Source organism: Streptomyces sp. NBC_00239 (genome assembly GCF_036194065.1).
GTDB lineage: Bacteria > Actinomycetota > Actinomycetes > Streptomycetales > Streptomycetaceae > Streptomyces.
In genome coordinates, this window is sequence record NZ_CP108095.1 from 7,297,705 (window position 1) to 7,313,176 (window position 15,472).

Here is a 15,472-nt window from a genome sequence, read left to right on the forward strand (position 1 = left end):
CGTTCCCGTGGCGCAGCGGCCGGGACCGGCCGGATCCGTGGTGCGATCCGGCCGGCCCCGGCCCTGGACGCCCGCCGCGGTCAGCTGCTGTAGACGCCGACCTCGTGCAGGGAGTAGCCCCACTGGGTGCCGCGCTGGAGCCCCTGGATTCGGACGTAGCGCGCCGAGACGCCGGAGAAGCGGGCCGTGTCGAGACCGCCGTCACCGGAGGCCGTGGACCACGCCGTCTGCCAGTCCGTGCCGTTGGCGGACACCTCGATGCGGTAGCCGCGGGCGTACGCCGCCTCCCAGTCGAGGGTGACGCGCTTGACCAGGCTCGCGGACCCCAGGTCGATCTGGAGCCACTGGTTGTCGTTCCACTCGCTCGCCCAGCGGGTCCCGGTGTCGCCGTCGACGGCCCGGCCGGGCGAGTAGCTCACGAACGGGTTCCACCACTCCGACGTCGAGGCCGAGGCGGACGAGCCGGAGGCGAGGTTCACCCCGGACTTGTGCCGCTCGGACCCCGCCCACGTGCCGAGGTACGACTCGGCGCCGCGCATCAGGTCGTCGACCACGCCCTGGCCGCCGACCAGCCGGATGTCCTCGATCCAGTCGGGCACCAGACCGTAGTGCGAGGCGCCGTCGGTGTTGAGGTCCCAGGTGCGCAACCCGGTGGTCTGCTTGTCGATGACGGAGCCGCCGTCGGCACTGCGGAACGGGTACGTCACCGGGTTCGGGGTGTTCGCCCCGCGCGGGCCGGGCCAGCCGCCGACGCCGTTCATGTCGGTGCCGTAGCCGTAGCCCACGTTGTACTTGTCGCGCAGCGCGTCCGTGCGCTTGGCCTCCGAGCTGAACGCCTCCGAACCGCTCATGTACTGGGCGGCGAAGCCGCCGAGCTTGTAGAGCCGCTCGGTCCAGCCCAGGTCCATCCAGCTGTGCGAGGAGATCACGCCCGGGTACGACTCGGACTCCAGGATGTCGAAGGCCCGGCCGGCCGCCTTGACGCTCATGTGGTCGATCTCGAGCATCATCTTGCGTTTCATCATGCCGCGCACCGCGTACTCGCCGAGCTCGGTGAGGCCACGGGTGTTGCACTGGGCGTCCGCCGCGTACGAGGGGACGTCCACCCCCTCCGGGAGTTCCTTCTCCGCCGACGGCGCCGCCGCCAGGCCGATCGGGTTGTCGTGCTGCGGGCCCGCGCACTTCTCGGTCTTCCAGAAGGTGCCGGTCGACAGGAACTGGCCCACGTTGATCGCCGTGCCGAGCGCGCCGGAGTCGAAGCGCACCCCGCACAGCGCGTTGTCGAACTTGTGGCACAGGAACATGCTGCGCACGCCGAGCCGGTGCAGCTCGTCGAGGCCGCGGTCGATGTCGGCGCGGCTGCACTGCGAGACGTCCAGGATCATCTTGCAGCCGAACGGTTCGGAGGTCTCGACCCCCAGCACCACGGCCAGCTTGCCCTGCTTGATGACCTCACGGGCCTGGTCGGAGTCGGTGACGATGCGGAACCAGCCCTTGCCGGGGCCGCCGTACATCTTGTCGACGAACGCCTGCATGTCGTACGTCTTCTGCGCCTCCAGCCGGATCGCGGTCATCTCGTCGCAGCTGCGGTCCTTGAAGAAGTACACCGAGCAGATCACGCCGTTGGTGACGAGGTCGTTGACGAGGACCCGCTGGCCGCCGCGCCAGGCCCGCTCGATCCAGGCGTAGTAGTTCTGCTGGTGGGTCAGCGAGTCGTGGGCGGGCCAGTCCTTGAACGTCGGCCAGCCGTCGGGGTCGTGCTTGCCGTCGCCGCCCTTGGTGATGAAGTCGAACACGGCGAGCGAGCCGTCCGGGTAGTGCTCGGGACAGTCCTTGAGGGCGTCGGCGATGCCCTGGTCGGAGAAGGCCTTGCCGCAGATCAGGCGCCCGCCGAAGCCCTCGTTGGACATGATGTGGTCGTGGGCGTCGACGAAGCCCCGGACGCGGCCCTGGGCGTCGGTCCCCTTGAACGGCTCGCCGGTGACGTTGACCTCGGAGTCGGGTGCGGGCCGCGCGGTGGGCGTCCACCAGCCCGGGTCGGCCGCGGCGCCCGGCACCGGGCCGAGCGCCATGGCCACCAGGGCGAGGAGCAGGGTGAGCAGCGCGAAGGGCCTGCGCCTGCTGCGCCGGCGCGGGGGTGGGTGCGGGGATGAGGTCATGGTCATCACTCACGTCTTCGGGAGGCGGGATGGCGCGGGTCGGGGCAAACCGGACCGTCCGGCGTCATGACCCGCACCCGGCGTGGCGCGATTGTCATGTCTGACACAAACGGCCACACGAGAATGGCTACCGCCGGTAACAGAGTCAAGAGTCCGGGACGCTTGACCTGATGGCCCGTCGGATTTACGCAAGCCCCGCCCGTTCTCGGGCAAGTCCTCGCCCGTCCTTGGGTGAGCCCCCGCCCGCCTTTACGCCAGCCCCGCCCGCCTTCACGCAAGCCACCGCCCCCCTTCGTCACATTCCGCCGGACACGCGCAGGATCGCGCCCGTCGCGTACGAGGCGTCGCCGGACAACAGCCAGGACACCGCCCCGGCGATCTCCTCGGGCTGCCCGGACCGGCCCATCGGGATGTTCGGCGTGATCCACGCCGGGCGCTGCGGGTCCTCGTGGAACTCGGTCCAGATCACGCCCGGCGCGACGCAGTTCACCCGGATCCCGTCGGCCGCGACCTCCTTGGCGAGGCCCACCGTCAGGGCGTCGATGCCCGCCTTCGCCGCCGCGTAGTGGACGTACTGGCCGGGACTGCCGAGCGTGGCGGCGGCCGAGGAGATGTTCACGACAGCCCCGCCGCCGGTGCCCGCCATGTCGCGGACCGCGCGCCGCGCGCACAGCAGGTAGCCCAGCAGGTTGACCTCCAGGGCGGCCCGCATGCCCGCCGGGTCGGCATCGGCGAGCCGGCCGTTCGGGCCGCTGACCCCCGCGTTGTTCACCAGGCCGGTGACCGGCCCGAGCCCGTCGGCCGCACGGTCGAAGAGGGCGTCGACCTGCGCTTCGTCCGCCGTGTCCACCGCCACCGTCAGTGCGCGCCGGCCGGCCTCCCGTACCTGCGAGGCCACCGACTCCGCCGCCGCGGCGTCCGACCGGTACCCGATCACCAGGTCGTGCCCGTCGGCCGCCAGCCGCCGGCAGACCGCCGCGCCGATGCCGCGACTCGCGCCGGTGACCACCGTGATCCTGTGCTGCTGCTCATCGTCCATGATCGCCAGCGTAGATCGCGGCGACCGGCGTGATCCGGCCGACCGGGGCCCGTTCCGGCCTGTTCCGGGCCGTTGCGGGGGGCTCCGGGGCGCCGCGGACGCGACCGCACCCGTACCCCTGTCCGGAACACCGCGATCACGAGATATCTTGATGTCGAGCAATGTTGCAGACGTGACGTGGAGCGGAGCACCCGGTGACTGACTCGACCATCATCTATACCCACACTGACGAGGCCCCGGCCCTGGCGACCCATTCCTTCCTGCCCGTCGTCCAGGCGTACGCCTCGACGGCCGGGGTGCGGGTGGAGACCCGTGACATCTCCCTGGCCGGCCGGATCATCGCCAGCTTCCCGGAGCGTCTCCAGGAGAGCCAGCGGATCGCGGACGCCCTCGCCGAGCTCGGCGAGCTCGCCAAGACGCCCGGCGCCAACATCATCAAGCTGCCGAACATCTCGGCCTCGATCCCGCAGCTGAAGGCCGCGATCGCCGAGCTGCAGTCGCAGGGCTACGCGCTTCCGGACTACCCGGACGACCCGCAGTCCGACGAGGACAAGGACGTCCGCGCCCGCTACGACAAGATCAAGGGCAGCGCCGTCAACCCGGTGCTCCGCGAGGGCAACTCGGACCGCCGCGCCCCCGCCTCGGTGAAGAACTACGCCAAGGCGCACCCCCACCGCATGGGCGCCTGGAGCTCCGACTCCAAGACCGCCGTCGCCACCATGGGCGCCGACGACTTCCGTTCCACCGAGAAGTCCGCGGTCATCGCCGAGGCCGGCACGCTGCGCATCGAGCACGTGGCCGCCGACGGCGCCACCACCGTGCTGCGCGAGTCCGTACCGGTACTGGCCGGCGAGGTCGTCGACGCGTCCGTCATGCGCGCCGCCGCCCTGCGCACCTTCCTCTCCGAGCAGGTCGCCCGCGCCAAGGCCGAGGGCGTGCTGTTCTCCGTGCACCTCAAGGCCACGATGATGAAGGTCTCCGACCCGATCGTCTTCGGCCACGTGGTCCGCGCCTTCTTCCCGAACACCTTCGCGAAGTACGGCGAGGCCCTGGTCGCCGCCGGCCTGTCCCCGAACGACGGCCTCGGCACCATCCTGAACGGCCTCGGCGGCCTGGCGAACGGCGACGAGATCAAGGCGTCCTTCGAGGCCGAGATCGCCGAGGGCCCGGCCCTCGCGATGGTCGACTCCGACAAGGGCATCACCAACCTGCACGTGCCGTCCGACGTCATCGTCGACGCCTCGATGCCGGCCATGATCCGCACCTCCGGCCACATGTGGGGCCCGGACGGCCAGGAGGCCGACACCCTCGCCGTCCTCCCGGACAGCAGTTACTCCGGCGTGTACCAGGTCGTCATCGACGACTGCCGCGCGCACGGCGCCTTCGACCCGTCGACCATGGGCTCCGTCCCGAACGTCGGCCTGATGGCGCAGAAGGCCGAGGAGTACGGCAGCCACGACAAGACCTTCGAGATCGCCGCTGCGGGCACCGTCCGCCTCGTCGACGCCGCGGGCAACGTGGTCCTGGAGCAGGAGGTCGCCGAGGGCGACATCTTCCGCGCCTGCCAGACCAAGGACCTGCCGATCCAGGACTGGGTCAAGCTCGCCGTCACCCGCGCCCGCGCCACCGGCGTCCCGGCCGTGTTCTGGCTGGACGAGGACCGCGCCCACGACGCCGTGCTCATCGGCAAGGTCAAGCAGTACCTCGCCGACCACGACACCGAGGGCCTGCAGATCGAGATCCTCTCCCCGGTCAAGGCGACCGCGTTCTCCCTGGAGCGCATCCGCCGCGGCGAGGACACCATCTCCGTCACCGGCAACGTGCTGCGCGACTACCTGACCGACCTGTTCCCGATCCTGGAGCTCGGCACCAGCGCCAAGATGCTCTCGGTCGTCCCGCTGATGAACGGCGGCGGCCTGTTCGAGACCGGCGCCGGCGGCTCCGCCCCGAAGCACGTCCAGCAGCTGGTCAAGGAGAACTACCTCCGCTGGGACAGCCTGGGCGAGTTCCTGGCCCTCGCGGTCAGCTTCGAGCACCTCGCGACCACCACGGGCAACGCCCGCGCCCAGGTCCTGGCCGACACCCTCGACCGCGCGACCGGCACCTTCCTCAACGAGGACAAGTCGCCGAGCCGTCGCCTCGGCGGCATCGACAACCGCGGCAGCCACTTCTACCTGGCCCTGTACTGGGCCCAGGAGCTGGCGCAGCAGACCGACGACGCGCAGCTCGCCGAGGCCTTCGGCAGCCTCGCGAAGACCCTCTCCGACCAGGAGCAGGTCATCGTCGACGAGCTGATCGCCGTGCAGGGCTCGCCGGTCGACATCGGCGGCTACTACCAGCCCGACGTGGCGAAGGCCTCGGCCGTCATGCGCCCGTCGGCGACGCTGAACCGGGCGCTGGCCACCCTGGCCTGACCGTCCTCAGCACCTTCGCAGCACCGCTTCCGCCCCGGCCCGGCACCCGCCCGGCCGGGGCGGCCGCGTTCCGGGCGGGGCGTCGTACGGGTCGGGCGTCCTGCGGCGATGGCGTCGTACGGGTCGGGCGTCGTACGTCGTGGCCTGCTCGTCGTACGGCCTGCTCGTCGTACGGGCCGCGCGCGATGCGGTCAGGGCGTGATGCAGTCAGGGCGCGATGAGGTCAGGGCACCGTACGGTCAGGGGCGCCGTACGGTCAGGGCGGCTGCTGTCCCGGCGTGAAGCGGAGCCGGAAGAGCGCGCCGCCGCCGGGCGCGGCCTCGGCGGTCAGGGTCGCCCCGTGCGCGTGCGCGATCTGCCGGGCCATCGCCAGGCCCAGACCCGAACCGGGCAGCGCCCGGGCCGCGTCGGCCCGGTAGAAGCGGTCGAAGACGTACGGCAGGTCCTCGGCCGCGATCCCCGGGCCGTGGTCGCGTACGGTCAGCTCGGGAGCCCCGTACGGCCCGCCCAGCTCCACCTCCACCGGCAGCCCCGGCGGGCTGAACTTGGCCGCGTTGTCCAGCAGGTTGGACAGCAGTCGGCTCAGGCGCGCAGGCACCCCCGCCACCACTGCCCCTTCCGGGTCCGCCGCCTGCACCGTGAAGGGGACGGCCGGCCAGTGCGTACGGGCCGTCGCCGCGGCGTGCTCCACCAGCCCCGCCAGCCGCACCTGTTCGACCAGCGGCTGCGGCTCCTCGTCCCGGGCGAGCTCGATCAGGTCGTTGACCAGCCCGGTCACCTCGCGCAGCTGCCGGCCCAGCGCGGACGCAGCACGCTCCCGCTGATGGGGCGTCAACTGCTCGGCGCGGCCCAGGAGTTCGGCATTGGTACGGAGCGCCGTCAGTGGGGTGCGCAGCTCGTGCGAGGCATCCGCGACCAGCCGGCGCTGCGCGGTGACGGACTGCTCCAGCTCGCCCAGCATCGTGTTGAAGCTGCCCGCGAGCCGGGTCACCTCGTCCTCCCGCCCGGGCGGCGGGAGTTCGATCCGGTGGCGCGGGTCCCGGGTGGCCGCGATCCACTCGGCGGTGGCCGTGAGCCGGGCCACCGGCGCCAGCCCGGTACGGGCCACCGCGTAGCCGAGCCCGGCCGCCAGCAGCACCCCCGCCGCCCCCACCGCGGACAGCAGCCAGGCGGCCTGCCGGACGCCCTCCTCCACGGTGTCGGCACGCAGCGCGACCTGGAGCGCCAGGCCCTTGCCGTACGGGGTGGCGAGCATCCGGGCGGGGTGGCCGGCGAGCCTGAAGTCGGCGGAGAACCCGTCGCTGCCACCCGCGGCCACCCGCCGGACCGCGTCGGACACCGGGAGCGTGTACCGCTCGCCGGGAGCGGCGGGGTCGGCAGGAGGGTCGCCGGCGCCGGCGGGGTCGTCGGCCGGGTCGGCCGGCACCACCTGCGCGCAGGCCGGCGCGGCCAGGAAGCGGCACTCGCCCGCGATCACGCCCGGATGCGCGTCGCGGTTCTGCTGCGCGACGAGCCGCGCCGACTGCGTGAGGTTCAGATCGAGCTGCCGGTACAGCTCGTAGCGGACGATGAAGAACGCGGCCGTGCACACGCACACCACGACGAAGGCCACCGCGGCGGCGGCGGCCAGCGCCAGCCGGGTCCGCAGCGGCCGCCTCCGCCGCCACACCCCACCGAGCCGCCGCCGGCCGGGCCGGTCGTTCCGGCCGGACCCGGACCCGGGGCCGGACCCGGAGCCTGACCCGGAGCTGGAGCCGGACCCCGACCCCGACCCAGAGCCGGACCCGGGGCCGGACCCGGGGCCGGACCCGGGGCCTGACCCGGAGCTGGAGCCCGACCCAGAGCTGGAGCTGGAGCTGGACCCGGACCCAGAGCTGGACCCGGACCCCGTCCCGTCTCCCCGTCCGGCCGCCCCGCCGGTCACGCGCTGTCCAGTCGGTAGCCGACGCCGTGGACGGTGTGGACCAGCCGGGGCTCGCCGCCCGCTTCGAGTTTGCGCCGCAGATAACCCACGTACACGGCGAGCGAGTTCGAGTCCGGGCCGAAGTCACGGCCCCAGACCAGCTCCAGGATCAGTTCCCGCGGCAGCACCTGCCCCGGGTGCCGCAGCAGCAGCTCCAGCAGGGCCGCCTCGGTCCGGCTGAACTCCAGGTGCCGCCCGCCGCGCCACCCGGTCCGCGTATCCGGGTCCAGCACCAGGTCGCCGAAGGCCGGCGGGGCGGCCGCGTCCGCGGGCCCGGGCGCGGCCCGCCGCAGCAGCGCCCGGACCCGCGCCACCAGCTCGTCCAGGGCGAACGGCTTGACGAGGTAGTCGTCCGCGCCCGCCTCCAGCCCGTCCACCCGCTCGCTCACGGAGTCCAGCGCGGTCAGCACCAGCACCGGCGTCCGGTCGCCCATCGCCCGCAGCTGCCGACACACGCCGAGCCCGTCGAGCACCGGCATCATCACGTCCAGCACCAGCGCGTCAGGCTGCCACACCGCCACCTCGGACAGGGCGGCCAGCCCGTCCCCGACGCCCCGCACCTCATACCCTTCCACCGCGAGCCCGTCCTCGACAGCCGCCCGCACCTCAGGCTCGTCGTCGACCACCAGGATTCGATTGCGCATGGACAAAGACTGCCAAACCTTCCTCTTAGAACGTTCTTAGAGCGCTCCGGGAGTGTGCCGGCATGAGCACACCACTCTCCGTCGTGATCGGTGCCGGCGGCACCGGCGGTCACATCTATCCCGGTCTGGCGCTCGCCGAGGCGCTGCGCCGGGCCGTGCCCGGAGCCGTGATCTCGTTCATCGGGACCGAGCGGGGCCTGGAGACCGAGCTGATCCCCGCCGCCGGCTACCGGCTGCACACCGTCGACATGATCCCCTTCGATCCCGCGCTCGGCGCGAAGCGCTACCTGCTGCCCGCGGCCCTGCTGCGCTCGGCCGGGCAGGCGCGCGCCGTGTTGCGCAGACAGCGCGCCCAGGTGGTGGTCGGCATGGGCGGCTACCCGAGCGCGCCGGCGGTGCTCGGGGCCCGGTTCGCCGGGCTGCCGGCCATGATCCACGAGTCCAACGCGGTGCCGGGCCGGGCCAACCAGTTCGCGGCCCGCCTCACCCCGCACCTGGCCGTCGCCTTCGACCGCAGCCGTGCCCACCTCACCGGCGGCGAGCGGGCGCTGACCACCGGGATGCCGATCGCGTCGGCCCTGGCCGGGCTGGACCGCGCCGGGCTGCGCGACGAGGCCCGGCGGGCGCTGGGCGTGCGGCCCGGCGCCCGGCTGGTGGTGTTCAACGGCGGCAGCCTGGGCGCAGCCCGGCTCACCGAGGCGGCCACCGGGCTGGCCCGCGAGTGGCAGCACCGCGACGACGTGCACCTGCTGGTCAAGACCGGTCCGGCGGCGCTGGACGGTGCCGTGCGGGCGCTCGCCGGCAGCGGCGGCGACCGGGTCGCGCGGGCCGTCCCGTACCTGGACCGGATGGACCTCGTGTACGCGGCGGCCGACCTGATCGTGTGCCGGGCCGGTTCGGCGACCGTCGCCGAACTCGCCAGCACCGGCGTGCCGGCCGTACTCGTCCCCTACCCCTACGCCCCGGGCGACCACCAGACCCACAACGCCCGGGTGCTCGTCGACGCGGGAGCCGGGCTGCTGCTGCCGGACGGCGAGGCCACCGCGGAGCGGCTGGCCGCCCTGATCGGACCGCTGCTGGCCGACCCGGCCCGGCTCGCCGCCATGAGCGGCGCCGCGGACCCCGGCCCGCACGCGCACGCCGCCGAACTGCTCGCCGCGGAAGTCCTCCGCCTGGCCGCCCACCCGGCCGCCACCGCCGCCGCCGGCCCGTACGCGGATGGCGGCGCGACTGCGGACACCCGCCCGTCCGCCGGCACCGGCCCGTACCCGTACCCGTACCCCGCCGGACCGTCCGCCGGCACCGGCCCGTACCCGTACCCGTACCCCGCCGGACCGTCCGGCGCCAGCGGCCCGTCCGCCGGCACCCCGTCCCCCCGTACCCCCGACGCACTGGAGCGAGCATGAACCCCGAGACCGAGATCCGCCACACCACGCCCGCCACCGCGACCGACGCCGGGCCCGCCACCGCGACCGCGGCCACGCCCGCCAACGTGACCGACGCCGGGCCCGCCGCCGGGGGGTCCTGGCGGGGGCGGACCGTCCTCGTCACCGGGGCCGAGGGGTTCATCGGATCCACGCTGGTGGACCTGCTGGTGGCGCGCGGCGCGAACGTGCGTGCCTTCGTGCACTACAAGCCGTACGCCGAGAAGGGGCACCTGGCGCGCTACCTCGGCCCCGACAGCCCCGACAGCCCCGACAGCCCCGTCGAGATGCTCGCGGGCGACATCCGCGACGCCGGTCGGGTCTCGGACGCGGTGCAGGGCTGCGACACCGTCTTCCATCTCGCCGCGCTGATCGGCATCCCGTACAGCTACGAGTCGCCCGGCGCGTACGTGCAGACCAACGTGACCGGCACCGAGAACATCGCCGAGGCCTGCCGCCGGCACGCGGTGCGCCGCCTCGTCCACACCTCCACCAGCGAGGTGTACGGGACCGCCCTGACGGCGCCGATCTCCGAGAGCCACCCGCTGCAGCCGCAGTCCCCGTACTCCGCCTCGAAGATCGGCGCGGACATGATGGCGCTCTCCTTCCACCACGCCTTCGAGCTGCCCGTCACGGTGGTGCGGCCCTTCAACACGTACGGTCCGCGGCAGTCGGCCCGTGCCGTGATCCCCACGATCCTCGCCCAACTGCACGCCGGCGCAACGGAGATACGGCTCGGCTCGCTCACCCCGACGCGGGACTTCACGTACGTCACCGACACCGCCGAGGGGTTCCTCGCGGTCGCCGAGTGCGACCGGGCGCTCGGCGAGGTGGTGAACCTCGGCACCGGGCGGGAGATCTCCATCGGAGACCTCGCCGAGGCGCTCGTCGCGGCGTCGGGGCGGGACGCGCGGGTGGTCGTCGACCCGGGCCGGCTGCGGCCGGCGGGCAGTGAGGTCGAGCGGCTGCTGTCGGACAACACGCGGGCCCGTTCGTGGGCGGGGTGGGAGCCGGTGGTGTCCTTGCCGGAGGGGCTGCGCCGCACGTCCGACTGGATCGCCGCCAACCTCCACCTCTTCGCCCCGACCCGCTACCAGGTCTGACACCCGCCACCGCCCGCCGGGACTCCGCCCCAGACCCCGCCCCTCAAACGCCGGCGGGGCTGGAATTCCAGCCCCGCCGGCGTTTGAGGCGCCGGGTTCGGGGCGGAGCCCCGAGGGCGTTGGTCCAACCCGCTTCACCGCGCAGCGGGTTGGCCGGGAACGTACGTCCCCCGCCGGGGCGCGCAGGTACGCTGCACGGGCCACTCGGGGGTGCCCGCAGGGTTCCGCCCCCGGACTGCCGTCCTCAGGGGGGACCGTGTCCTTGACGCGCAGCACGCGCACCACACGTACGCACACACGCACCCGCCCGCGTAACCGGCTCGGTCTCGTCGCGGCGGCAGCCGCGCTCGGGCTGGCCGCTGGGCTCCCGGCGGGCGCCCCGGGCGCGGCCGCGACGCCCGCCCCGGCAGCCCACCGGTCGACGGCCACGGCCTCGGTCACGGCCGCCAACGCAACGGGCCCCGCGGCCGGCACCGGCACCCGCATCACGGCGGCGGAGGCCACCGCCCCTCGCACCCCAGCCGGGACCGGCACCGGCACCGGCACCCGCACCACGGCCGACCCGCCCCGCCCCACCGTGACCCCGCCCCCGCGGGCCGCCGCCTCCCGGACCGCCGTCCCCCGGACGGCCCCCGCACGGCCCCGTCACGACCTCGACGGGGACGGGCTCAGTGATCTGATCGGGCAGGAGTACGACACCAGTGCGTACACCTTCCTCACCGGCAACGGCGGTGAGGCGTATACGCCGTTCACGGTGGACGCGCCGGATCCGGGCGAGGTGTTCAAGGACTTCGTGCCGGTCGGGGACCTGAACGGCGACGCGCGACCGGAGTTGTTGACGCTGTCGGCCGACGGCCGGCTGACCCTGTACGAGACCACTCCCGACGGCACCCGGCCGCCGACCTGGACGGGCCGCGGCTGGCAGGTCTACGACCGGGTGGTGGCCGCCGGGGACCTGACCCGCGACGGGCGGCCCGACCTGCTGGCCCGCGACAAGGACGGCGGCCTGTACCTGTACCGGGGGACCGGGCGGGTCACCGGCAGCCCGTTCACCGCCCGGGTGCGGATCGGCGGCGGGTGGGGCGGCTACGACCAGCTGATCGGCGCCAACGACGTCGACGGCGACGGCGTCGGCGACCTCTTCGCGCGCTCGCTCACCGGCGACCTCTGGTTCTACCGGGGCTCGGGCAGCGCCGCCGCCCCGCTGCGCCCCCGCGTGAAGACCGGCACCGGCTGGAACCGCTACAACACGGTCACCGGCGCCGACGACCTCGACGGCGACGGCCTCGGAGACCTGCTCGGCCGCAGCCGCTCCGGCACCCTCTACCGCCATATCGCCACCGGCGGCGGGAAGTTCGGCGACGCCACCCGGCACGGGGCCGGCTGGGAGTACACGAGGATGCTGGCCGGCGGCGGCACCACCGCCCTGTACGGCAAGGCGCAGAGCGTCGGCGTCACCGCCGCCGGCACGTGGTGGAAGTACGACGCGCTGGCCGACGGCGCGTACGACGCGCCGTACGACATCACCGACCCCGCCGGTCCCGGCGTGCCGGCCACGATGAAGTTCGACTACGCGGCGGCGATGCACACGCGCAACCACGCCACCTTCGTCCAGCTGGACCGCGCCAAGCTGTACCTCAACGGACGCCAGGCAGCGAGCGGTTGGACGTACGACATGACCGTGGGGCCCGGCGACCTCACCGGCGACGGCCGGGGCGACCTGCTCTCCCGGGACGCCGGCGGCACGCTGTGGCTGCACCCAGGCGACGGCGCCTTCCAATCCTCGCTCGGCGCCCGGGTGAAGGTCGGCGCGGGCTGGAAGGTCTACAACGCCCTTGCCGGCGGCGGTGATTACACCAACGACGGCCGCGCCGACCTGCTCGCGCGCGACACCGCCGGCCGCCTCCACCTGTACGCCGGCACGGGCAGCGCCACCGCTCCCTTCCGGCCGCGGGTCCTGATCGGCGCGGGCTGGAACGCGTACGACCGGCTGGTGGCGCCCGGCGACCTCGACGGCGACGGGAAAGCCGACCTGGTGGCCCGCGACGCCCCCGGCCGGCTGTACCGGTACGCGGCCACCGGCCGGGGCGGCGCCGCCACCTTCACGCCCCGGGTGCTGCTGGGGAGCGGCTGGCAGAAGTACCGGCTGCTCTTCTAGTGCGGGCGCCCGGCCCGCGCGCGGCCAGCAGCAGTGCGATGTCGTCCGGGCGGTGGTCGGCTTGGAGGGCCTCGTCGATCAGCCGGTCGGCCATCACTCCGAGGGGTGCCCGGCCGGCCGTGGCCAGCGCGCTGCGCAGCCGCTCCACACCGAGGTCGATGTCCGAGCCCGGTATCTCCACCAGCCCGTCCGTGTACATGGCGAGCACCGCGCCCTGGTCCAGCCGCAGGTCGGCCACCGGGTACACGGCGTCGGCGTCCACGCCCAGCACCACCCCGCCGGGCAGGTCGAGCACCTCGGTGCGGCCGCCGGGCCGGCGCAGCAGCGGCTGCGGATGCCCGGCCCGCACCGCCTGCGCGGCGCCCCGCGCGGGGTCGAGCAGGATGTAGCAGCAGCTCGCGAACTGGCCGGGGTCCAGGTCGATCAGCAGCCGATTGGTGCCGCCGAGGACGTCCTGGGGCGTGTTGCCGCTCAGCGCAAAAGCCCGTACCGCGCTGCGCAGTTGGCCCATGGTCGCGGCCGCGGCCACGCCGTGCCCCTGGACGTCCCCGATGACCAGGGCCAGCAGCCCGCCACCGGTCTCGATGACGTCGTACCAGTCGCCGCCCACGTCCATGCCCTGGGTGCCGGCCAGGTACCGGCCGACCGTCTCCACGTGGTCGTTGAGCGGCAGCCGGTGCGGGAGCAGGGCGTCCTGGAGGCCGCGGGCGAGCGCGGCCTCGGTGTCGTAGCGCTGGGCGCGCTCCAGGGCCTGCGCGATCAGCCCGGCGAGCGCGGTGAGCACCGTACGGTCCTCGGGGCTGAAGCCGCGCGGCGCGTCGAAGCCGAGGATGCACGAGCCGACCGGGCGGCCGGAGGCGATCAGCGGCAGGAAGGCGCGGGCGCCGACGCTCGCGTCCAGGGGCACCCCGGGGTAGGCGGCGGCCAGGTGCTGCATCGACTCGAAGAAGATGGGGCGGCCGGTGGTGAGGGTCTCGACGCCGGGCAGCGCCTCGTCCAGGGAGACCCCGTCGAAGCGGTCCAGGAAGCCCTGCGGGAAGCCGGTCTCCCAGGCGAGGTACAGGTGCCGCTCGTTGAGCAGGTAGATGGCCAGCTGGCGGCCCCCGAAGGCGGGCAGCAGCTCCTCGGTGACCACCGCGGACACCTGGCGGGCGGTGACCGCCTCGGTCAGCGCGATGGCGAGCGCTACCGGCCGGTAGAGGGCGGCGGCCCGGTCGGCGGGGGAGCCCGGCTCGGCACCCGGCCGGGCCACCGAGCCGGGCGCGTACGCCGGGTGCTCGGTGGAGCCGAAGGTGACGGTGACCGCGTTGCGGCCCGGGTACAGGCACACGGTCAGCCAGCGGCGGGGGGAGCGGCGGGCCGCGAAGCTGACGCGGTCGCCGGAGAGCAGCACCGAACGGAAGTAGTCGGCGTGGGCGGGGTGGCCGAGCCACGGCAGCGCCTCCCACAGCACCCTGCCGGTCAGCTCGCCCTGCTCGAGGCCGAGCAGCGTGCCGGTGGCGCCGTTGGCGTACGTGATCCGGCCGAGCCGGTCGATCGACACGATGGCCTGCGGGAGTCGGTCGGCGGCCTCGTCGGGCACCGTGCCCTCGCCGGGGTCGAGGACGAAGCCGGTCAGCCGGCGGCCCGGCAGGGCGGTCATCTCCAGCAGCAGGATCCGTCCGTCCGCGCCCCGCACCGGCATCCGGCGGGTCGTGGGACCGTCCGGCCCGGTCAGCGCGTGGGCGGCGGCCCACACTCCGTGCCGGTCCTCGGGCGCCCAGTGCGCGATCAGCTCCGCCACCGTCCCGCGGAACTCCGCCGGGTCCACCCCGGCCATCGCGCACAGCTCCGGGTCGGCGGCCATGGTGCCGGCGTCGATGTCCCACTCGAAGTGCCCGGTGCGCACCGGCGGCGCGGCGGGCCCGGGCAGCTGCAAGCACACCGGCTCCGTCTCCCACGCCACGGTGACGTCGGCGGCCCGGAGGGCGTCGAGTGCCTCGCCGAGCCGGGCCGCGCCCTCCCGCATGGCCTGCCGGTCGGCCTCGCCGACGGGCGCCCCGGCCGTGGCCGGCCGCAGCACCATCAGCACCCCGTACCGTTCCGCCCCGGCGGTCACCGGCTCGTACAGCGATCCGAAGGGGAACGGCAGCCCGGCCATCAGCTGGGGGAAGCGCCGCATGGCCTCCTCGGCGTCGGCGAGGTACACCGGTTGCCCGGACCGGTGGGCCTGCGCCACCGGGAACGGGCGGTTCACGTGCATCCGCCACCACGGGCTGAACAGCGTCCCGGGCAGGCCCGCGAGGACCGCGAGCCGGAGCAGGCCGCCGGCGCCGGCCCGCAGGTAGACGCCGCCGGCGTACCCGCCGACGGCCTCGGTCGTGCTGACGGTGGCCTGGGCGAGCGCGAGGGTCAGCGCATCGGGACCGCCGGCCGGCGCCCGCTCCCCGTGCGCATCCCCCTCCGCTGCCGGATGCCCGGCCACGCCGTACCAGGTCACACTGCCAGGATGCGCCCCGGCGGTGCCGGGGCGCATCTCATCGGCCCCACGGCCGGGCCGGCGGCGGCCGCGGCGGCCGCGGTGGGCGC

General features: G+C 74.2%; 8 protein-coding genes and 1 pseudogene. 4 read left to right on the top strand and 5 right to left on the bottom strand.

Annotation, left to right across the window (positions count from 1 at the left end; genetic code table 11):
* Positions 1-80 precede the first annotated feature (80 nt).
* The gene (locus tag OG764_RS32410; protein ID WP_328973245.1) at positions 81-2,159 is read right to left on the bottom strand and encodes a galactose-binding domain-containing protein; all 2,079 of its coding nucleotides are present in this window, start codon (positions 2,157-2,159) and stop codon (positions 81-83) included.
* 295 nt (positions 2,160-2,454) lie between these two features.
* Positions 2,455-3,198 carry an SDR family NAD(P)-dependent oxidoreductase gene (locus OG764_RS32415; protein WP_328971888.1) on the bottom strand — a complete coding sequence of 248 codons (744 nt, stop codon included), beginning with the start codon at positions 3,196-3,198 and terminating at the stop codon, positions 2,455-2,457.
* Positions 3,199-3,392: 194 nt separating this feature from the next.
* Between OG764_RS32415 and OG764_RS32420 the strand changes: the two genes are divergently transcribed.
* Positions 3,393-5,612, top strand: a complete 2,220-nt coding sequence (locus OG764_RS32420) for an NADP-dependent isocitrate dehydrogenase (RefSeq protein WP_328971889.1) — start codon at positions 3,393-3,395, stop codon at positions 5,610-5,612.
* A 256-nt stretch (positions 5,613-5,868) separates the two neighbouring features.
* Here OG764_RS32420 and OG764_RS32425 read toward each other — a convergent pair whose 3' ends face one another.
* Entirely contained in the window at positions 5,869-7,281 is a 1,413-nt protein-coding gene (locus tag OG764_RS32425; RefSeq protein WP_328971890.1) for a sensor histidine kinase, read from the bottom strand.
* A gap of 251 nt (positions 7,282-7,532) precedes the next feature.
* Positions 7,533-8,219 carry a response regulator transcription factor gene (locus OG764_RS32430; protein ID WP_328971891.1) on the bottom strand — a complete coding sequence of 229 codons (687 nt, stop codon included), beginning with the start codon at positions 8,217-8,219 and terminating at the stop codon, positions 7,533-7,535.
* A 62-nt stretch (positions 8,220-8,281) separates the two neighbouring features.
* Between OG764_RS32430 and OG764_RS32435 the strand changes: the two are divergent.
* The 3 genes and pseudogenes from OG764_RS32435 to OG764_RS32445 all read left to right on the top strand — a co-directional run.
* Positions 8,282-9,406, top strand: a pseudogene (locus tag OG764_RS32435) (UDP-N-acetylglucosamine--N-acetylmuramyl-(pentapeptide) pyrophosphoryl-undecaprenol N-acetylglucosamine transferase); the annotation flags it as partial.
* 215 nt (positions 9,407-9,621) lie between these two features.
* Positions 9,622-10,746, top strand: a complete 1,125-nt coding sequence (locus OG764_RS32440) for a GDP-mannose 4,6-dehydratase (RefSeq protein WP_328971892.1) — start codon at positions 9,622-9,624, stop codon at positions 10,744-10,746.
* Positions 10,747-11,008: 262 nt separating this feature from the next.
* Positions 11,009-12,904 carry an FG-GAP repeat domain-containing protein gene (locus tag OG764_RS32445; protein WP_328971893.1) on the top strand — a complete coding sequence of 632 codons (1,896 nt, stop codon included), beginning with the start codon at positions 11,009-11,011 and terminating at the stop codon, positions 12,902-12,904.
* On the opposite strand, the gene OG764_RS32450 is transcribed toward OG764_RS32445, so the two are convergent.
* Entirely contained in the window at positions 12,849-15,419 is a 2,571-nt protein-coding gene (locus tag OG764_RS32450) for a SpoIIE family protein phosphatase (protein WP_328971894.1), read from the bottom strand. The two genes, OG764_RS32445 and OG764_RS32450, sit on opposite strands and share 56 nt — an antisense overlap.
* Positions 15,420-15,472: the final 53 nt, after the last annotated feature.

Excerpts from the sequence above, each read along its gene's own strand:
- OG764_RS32430 (WP_328971891.1), bottom strand. The coding sequence starts at position 8,219 with ATGCGCAATCGAATCCTGGTGGTCGACGACGAGCCTGAGGTGCGGGCG.
- OG764_RS32410 (WP_328973245.1), bottom strand. The coding sequence starts at position 2,159 with ATGACCTCATCCCCGCACCCACCCCCGCGCCGGCGCAGCAGGCGCAGG.
- OG764_RS32440 (WP_328971892.1), top strand. The coding sequence starts at position 9,622 with ATGAACCCCGAGACCGAGATCCGCCACACCACGCCCGCCACCGCGACC.
- OG764_RS32450 (WP_328971894.1), bottom strand. The coding sequence starts at position 15,419 with ATGCGCCCCGGCACCGCCGGGGCGCATCCTGGCAGTGTGACCTGGTAC.
- OG764_RS32415 (WP_328971888.1), bottom strand. The coding sequence starts at position 3,198 with ATGGACGATGAGCAGCAGCACAGGATCACGGTGGTCACCGGCGCGAGT.